We start from the raw sequence: 6,412 nt of genomic DNA on the forward strand, positions 1-6,412 counted from the left end.
CCTTTTTTGATACAGCTTTGGAATGGAGAAATTATACCATGAGACAAAGAATAAATCATGAATTTAATGGCTGTGATGAGCATAAAAACATCATGAGAAATAGGCTATTACAAGAAATAACTCCACTGGGTTGTCAGCGTTTAAAGGAAGCATTGAAAGACGCAAAATTAAGGAAAGCACATTGGGATAAGTTATTAGGAGAGCGAAAATGAGTATGCTTCTAATGGCAAAAGCCATGCAATTACAGGTGGGGAGTACAGCACAAAAAATGGTGCTACTGAAACTTGCCGATAATGCCAATGATAAAGGCGAGTGCTTTCCTTCTTATGAAACTATTGCACGTCATTGCGAAATTAGCCGTCAAAGTGCGATAAACCACATTAAAAGTTTATGTAAAAAAGGGTTTGTTCGTAAAGTTACGCGAAAAACTGATAAGGGGCATACTTCCAATTTATATATTTTGGATTTGGAGGCTAAATCTCTTGATGAGGGTAGTCAAAATACAGTACCACCTAGTCAAAATTCTGTACCAGAGGTAGTCAAAGAATTTGACCACGGTAGTCAAACGGTTGGACTAGGGGGTAGTCAAAAATTTTTACCCAGAACCAGTCAGTCTTTTAACCAGTCAATTAACCTTAAAAAACTATCGTCTGACGACTCGAAACCTGCAAAGCAGATTTCGGTTAATCGACAAACTAACATTCCTTATCAGGAAATTATGCAAGCCTTCAACGAATCGGCAGGGGATAGATTACCCAATGCCGAATCACTGAATGACAAACGCAAACGAGCAATATCCAAATTCCTGAAAGAGCTTAAAGAGCCCACAGTCGAATCAGCTAAAAATTATTTTGATTATTTTATGGAAACGGCGAGTGCTTGGTATTTCGGCGAAAATAATCGGGGTTGGCGAGCGAATTTTGATTATTTACTCAGACCTGAAACGGTACTCAAAACAAGGGAAGGAGCACTGTGATGAACCAAGTTCCGAATAATTTAATGGCGGAACAAAATGTTATTGGAGGACTCCTGCTTGACCCGCAAAGTGATAATGCGCAATCAGTTTTTTCACTGCTAAAACCTGAAGATTTTTATGCCCGACACCATCAAATTATTTATCTCACCCTGCGAGAAATGTATACCCAACGTATGCCAATAGACATCATGACGGTGACGGATTGTCTGGAGTCAAAAGGCCGAATTAATCAATCAGGTGGTTTTGCCTATCTTGCTGAGATGGCAAGAGAAACACCGAGTATTGCTAACATTATGGCTTATGCGAAAAAAATCCGAGAGTGTTCCGCACAGCGTTTTGTTATCGAAAAGACGGTTGAAATTCAAAAACTCATGATGGTGCCAAGTGAGTTAAGTTTTACGGATAAAATTGAACAGGCACAACGCTTGCTTGATGAAGCCACGTCGTTTGGAAAAATGGGGAGAAAAACAGGGCTACGCCGAATTGATGATGTGTTGGATGATGTTTTTACCGATATTTGTGACCGCCAAGATAACCCAGAGAAACATCGAGGATTAAAAACGGGATTTAAAGATTTTGACCGCCTATTAAGCCCAAAACAGATTGTCATCGGTTCTCTGTTCGTGATTGGTGCTCGTCCAAAGATGGGAAAAACAACCGTTCTCACTGAAATGGCAAAAAATGTCTCACAACAAGGTAAGCCTGTATTGTTGTTCAGCATGGAAATGACGGATAAACAGCTTGTTGAACGGACACTAGCCCAACAAACCCAGATTAATTCAGATAAATTTTACCAAAAGTTAGAGGAGTATGAATGGGATAGGCTTTGCAGTGCCATCGGTCGCCTTAAAGATGAGCCCAATATTTGGGTGGATGATACACCCGGCATGTCCTTACAACACATTCGTTCTGAAAGTCGGAGAATTAAGCGCAAAGTCGGTGATATTGGGTTTATTGGTGTCGATTACCTCACTCTGATGCAAGCGGGAAAAGCTGACCGTAATGATATTGCCTATGGTGAAATCACTAAGGGGCTAAAGATATTGGCAAAAGAGCTCAATACGGTGGTTGTGTTGCTTGTACAACTGAATCGGGGATTGGAAAACAGGGCAGATAAACGCCCCGTACCAAGTGATTCAAGAGATACAGGACAAATCGAGCAAGATTGTGATTATTGGTTAGGCATTTATCGTGATGCGGTGTACCACGATAATGCGGATGAAACACTGACCGAGATGATTTTAAGACTCAATCGACACGGTAAAACAGGTACTGTGTATGTTGACCAACAAGGATTGAGTATTACATCGGTTGATCAATATATGGCTGCTTATCGCGCTCAACCGAAACGAGAGCCTAAAAGGTATTGTGAAAAATCGTTTTAATTCGATAGAGGGATTTTAGATATGACAATAAAACAACTACAGAAAAAAATTCATCAACAAAACATTGAGGCTGGATGGTGGGATATCCCAAGGGAAAAAGGAACCTTACTTTGCTTGATCCATTCTGAAATTAGTGAAGCAATGGAGGGGGAGCGTAAAGATCTAATGGATTACCATTTACCACATAGAAAAATGGCAGAAGTTGAACTTGCTGATGCTGTTATTCGTATTTTGGATTATGCGGAAGAGTTCGGTTACGACATCGAAAGCGCTATTACAGAGAAACTCGAATACAACAAACATCGAGTAGATCATCAGCGAGAAAATAGAGTTAAAAAAGGAGGTAAACGATTTTAATTTAGCAATTTCCGAGATGAAACTAGGTGTTTGTATATTTAAAAAATAATGATGGAGAGGTTGTTTAGTGACAGATGATATCTGTCTCCATAAATCCAATCTCAACAGTATTTTCAAAGTGCTCTCCGAAATCGTGACAACAGGTAAACGCTATCGCATCAAAATCACCGAGTGGCGTGATTTAAGAACCATACCCATTAATAAAACATGGCGTATGTGGATGGAAACCACAGGCGAGTGGTTACGTGCACGTGGCGTTGTTATCGATATTAAAAATGGTGTCGGTGAAATCGTTTTATCAAAGCCCATCACTAATGAGGAAACTCATGAATATTTCGTTGGACATTGGCTAGGACGCAATGAAAACGGTGAGCGTGAAAAAACCAGCAAGATGGATAAAGCAAGGATGCTTTACATGATGGAGAAACATGAACAATGGTGCATTGAGAAGGGAATTCCGATCATCATTCCTCGTAACTCTGAATATATGAGTTTGAAAAGAAAGCAAGAAGAATAGGAAATAGTGATGATTATTTCAGTTAATAACATGATCGTTTTTATTTTAGAGTGATAAAAAATAGTAATCAGGAGGCTCATGATGAATTTACGCAATGATGCAAAAGGGCGTGAATGTCAGATTAGAATACCTTCAGTTTGTAATGGTAACTCTGAAACGGTTGTTTTAGCCCATTACAGAATGTCAGGTCTTTGTGGCGTCGGAATAAAATCGCATGACTTATTTGGCGCTTGGGCTTGTAGTGCATGTCACGATGAAGTTGATAGACGAACACGATTTACGGATATGGAGTATGCAAAACAATGTCACCTAGAAGGTGTTTTGAGAACGCAAGCCATATTGATCCAAGAAGGGAAGTTGAACGTGTGAAGGTCTTTAATATCGAACCAGTACCTAAACCAAGGATGACTCAGGCTGATAAATGGAAAAAACGTCCCCCAGTTTTAAAGTATTTTGCGTTTAAGGACGAAGTAAAGTTAAACAAAATCACCCTACCTGAATCACATTACCACATTACATTCATTCTACCCATGCCGAAGAGTTGGAGTAAAACTAAACGCTCCGAAATGAACGGTAAACCCCATCAACAAAAACCGGATAAAGATAATCTCGAAAAAGCATTACTTGATGCTATTTTTGACGATGATTCACGTGTATGGGATGGGCGGGTAACAAAAGTGTGGGGAAAAAGGGGGCAGATAATTATCCAAGAGGTGCGATAGTGAATATTGAGTGGATACGCGAGCGAGTAAGTACAGCGTTGATGAATGTTTGTATTATAGAAAATGGGCCGTTAAGTGCCATGGAGGAACAAGCAATACTTGTAACCGATAGGTTTAAAAGAAACCCAATACGCTATGCGGGTGAAATAAAGTCTCGATACAGACTCCCCTCACATCCACTCAAAATTAAGCAAAAACATGCCAAAGGAAAATCAAAACCATTAATTAATGAAGTTACTTATCGCACTTCATCATGGCGCAGAGGTATTCATCAATTGCCTAACGAAATGCGCTTATGGTTACTCTATTGCTATGGTGATTATCAATATTATCGTGAGCAAATACTCATTGTTCCCTATATTTGGCATGAGTTTCAGCGATTAAATAGTAAAAAAAGGATAACGAAAAAAGTTAAGCAACGACTTCAATCTCTTACCTTACTAGCCATTCAGGCGGTAAAAGCAGAAATTAATCAAACAGCAAAAAAATATACGGATGTTAAGCTCGCTGAATTGTTGGGCGTCAGTGCTGATGCTTGGCGAAAGAGCTATAAACTGTATTGGATTTGTTTATTAGATTGTTGCTATCAATTAGATAGAGATTCGCTATTCAAAATTAGCGCTTTAAGCTGATTAAAAAAGTTGCAAAACTCCGTTTTTTTCTATAAATTAAATGCAATATTTATATAATAGTATAAATGTAAGTATTTCAAACCTCGCTTCGGCGGGGTTTTTTGTTATCTACAATCCCATGTAGGTCAAAGATAAAAAATTTAGGATTTAGGGCTTGAAAAATGCTTGCTCGTTCATATTTATATTTTGGGTAAATAAGATACCGCCCATAATTCATTAAATACTGAAGGAGGAGTTATATGCCTAACATTAAACCTTTTTCATTATTCCCAACATTATCTGACAACTTACTTTCAAATCGTTTTGATCAGATAGATCGCCTGTTTAGTCAGTTAACAGGCAGTAAGCCAATAGCATCACCTGTACAGACTTATAACCTGAAACAGATTGATGATAACCATTATGAGCTGACAGTGAGTGTGCCTGGATATCAAGAAAATGATTTATCGGTTTCATTGAAAGGTAGCCGTTTATTGATTGAAGGGAAAAAAGAAGAAAAATCAGAAGAAGACAATGATAAATGGATCCACCGAGGCATATCTCAAGGGCAATTTACGTTGCAATTTGACCTCGGTAAAAATGTTAAAATAGAAAAAGCCGATTTATCAAGTGGACTTCTGACCATTGCTATTGAGTATGAATTACCTGAAGAAGAAAAACGACAAACAATAGCGATAGAAAATAAAGATAAAAGTTAATTGAGTTAGATAACGTGAATAAGATTAAGGCTACGCATGATGTGTAGCCTTAATTGTTTTCAATACACAATAAAAAAATGCCGATACGCTAGGAGTCATATCGGCATATAAAATAAACGCAAGAAGCAATGTAAGTCATGTCGTACTAATTCGTATCAAACCTGTCAATTTGATGCGAATGTAATGATAATTATTCTCACTAAGATATTCAACCCTAAATTAAATAAGGTTACTTTGTAGCCTTTCCGTCTATGCCGACCACAGAATCAATACCCACTTATACCGTTCACACAAGAGCTGTGAGTCGGCACCTTTTAATAGGGTTTCATTCTTGATAGCACACACAAGTGCTTTTATTGCAAAAATAAAGTTTGCTATCTGAATTTTTCTATGGCTTAATGACATCACTGGTTTGGAAGTACAGGCCTATTTATGTTAGTCAGTTTAAAGTTGTTCACCGTTTAGCGTTATCCTCGATACCACTTCATTGCGAATTCCTTCTAATTAATTCCCATAAGTAAAAATAAAAAACAAACCCTCATATGCCTTATGGCAAATTAAATAAATTAAAGGAAATTCTATGTCTAATACAATGACTGGTTCAGTAAAATGGTTTAACGATGATAAAGGTTTTGGTTTCATCACTCCTAAAGATGGAAGTAAAGATGTATTTGTACATTACTCTGCAATTCAGAGTGATGACTTCAAATCTCTGATGGAAGGCCAAGAAGTTTCATTTACCATTGAAAATGGTATGAAAGGTCCAGCAGCAGGCAACGTGGTGGCTCTCTAAAGGCGCTATTACTATTCGCCTCTATTTTAAATGCCCTTGTTGTAGCGGTTCACAATATAGAACATCACAATTTGATGTTACAGTGAACAATCCACACGGCGCAAAATGTATTTTTTGTAAGACTGTGATGGCTGCTCAAATGAGTTAAGCGTTAAATAGTTGAATATATAGAACCTCGCTTTGGCGGGGTTTTTTTGTTGCTTAAATTTAAATATGATCCCTTTATATTTTAAAACGTACATATTCATTAGTGTGTGGTAAACTTAGGAAAGTAAACATACCTCATTGCTATCAACAGCAAACCTTGCATTTGCAAGTTTTTATCGAAAATA

Annotated in this window: 10 protein-coding genes; all 10 read left to right on the plus strand. The window is 37.8% G+C overall.

What is annotated here, in order from left to right; translation table 11 throughout:
• Positions 1-38: 38 nt before the first annotated feature.
• The 10 genes from C0T34_RS18205 to C0T34_RS07440 all read left to right on the plus strand — a co-directional run bounded on the left by C0T34_RS18205 (position 39) and on the right by C0T34_RS07440 (position 6,080).
• Positions 39-212, plus strand: coding sequence for a hypothetical protein (locus C0T34_RS18205; RefSeq protein WP_196556832.1), 174 nt, complete (start codon positions 39-41; stop codon positions 210-212).
• Positions 209-976, plus strand: coding sequence for a helix-turn-helix domain-containing protein (locus C0T34_RS07400; RefSeq protein ID WP_109849945.1), 768 nt, complete (start codon positions 209-211; stop codon positions 974-976). The genes C0T34_RS18205 and C0T34_RS07400 overlap by 4 nt, the downstream gene beginning before the upstream one ends.
• Positions 976-2,361, plus strand: a complete 1,386-nt coding sequence (locus C0T34_RS07405) for a DnaB-like helicase C-terminal domain-containing protein (RefSeq protein WP_109849946.1) — start codon at positions 976-978, stop codon at positions 2,359-2,361. Before C0T34_RS07400 ends, C0T34_RS07405 begins: the two co-directional genes overlap by 1 nt.
• Positions 2,362-2,382: 21 nt before the next feature.
• Positions 2,383-2,718 carry a hypothetical protein gene (locus C0T34_RS07410; protein WP_017628812.1) on the plus strand — a complete coding sequence of 112 codons (336 nt, stop codon included), beginning with the start codon at positions 2,383-2,385 and terminating at the stop codon, positions 2,716-2,718.
• A gap of 67 nt (positions 2,719-2,785) precedes the next feature.
• Positions 2,786-3,235 (plus strand): hypothetical protein, encoded by a 450-nt coding sequence (locus tag C0T34_RS07415; RefSeq protein WP_109849947.1) that lies wholly within the window; start codon positions 2,786-2,788, stop codon positions 3,233-3,235.
• Between the two features lie 78 nt (positions 3,236-3,313).
• A complete protein-coding gene (locus C0T34_RS07420; protein WP_109849948.1) occupies positions 3,314-3,604 on the plus strand; it encodes a DUF1364 domain-containing protein in 291 nt (96 codons plus the stop codon).
• Positions 3,601-3,957 (plus strand): RusA family crossover junction endodeoxyribonuclease, encoded by a 357-nt coding sequence (locus C0T34_RS07425; RefSeq protein WP_004245983.1) that lies wholly within the window; start codon positions 3,601-3,603, stop codon positions 3,955-3,957. Before C0T34_RS07420 ends, C0T34_RS07425 begins: the two co-directional genes overlap by 4 nt.
• On the plus strand, positions 3,915-4,589 hold the full coding sequence (locus C0T34_RS07430; protein ID WP_239450322.1) for a bacteriophage antitermination protein Q: 675 nt from the start codon (positions 3,915-3,917) through the stop codon (positions 4,587-4,589). The genes C0T34_RS07425 and C0T34_RS07430 overlap by 43 nt, the downstream gene beginning before the upstream one ends.
• A gap of 239 nt (positions 4,590-4,828) precedes the next feature.
• On the plus strand, positions 4,829-5,287 hold the full coding sequence (locus C0T34_RS07435; RefSeq protein ID WP_072070436.1) for an Hsp20 family protein: 459 nt from the start codon (positions 4,829-4,831) through the stop codon (positions 5,285-5,287).
• A 580-nt stretch (positions 5,288-5,867) separates the two neighbouring features.
• Positions 5,868-6,080, plus strand: a complete 213-nt coding sequence (locus tag C0T34_RS07440) for a cold-shock protein (RefSeq protein ID WP_041701226.1) — start codon at positions 5,868-5,870, stop codon at positions 6,078-6,080.
• Positions 6,081-6,412 lie beyond the last annotated feature (332 nt).

Origin of the sequence: Proteus sp. CA142267, from assembly GCF_003336825.1 — a bacterium.
Taxonomy (GTDB): Bacteria; Pseudomonadota; Gammaproteobacteria; order Enterobacterales; family Enterobacteriaceae; genus Proteus; species Proteus terrae.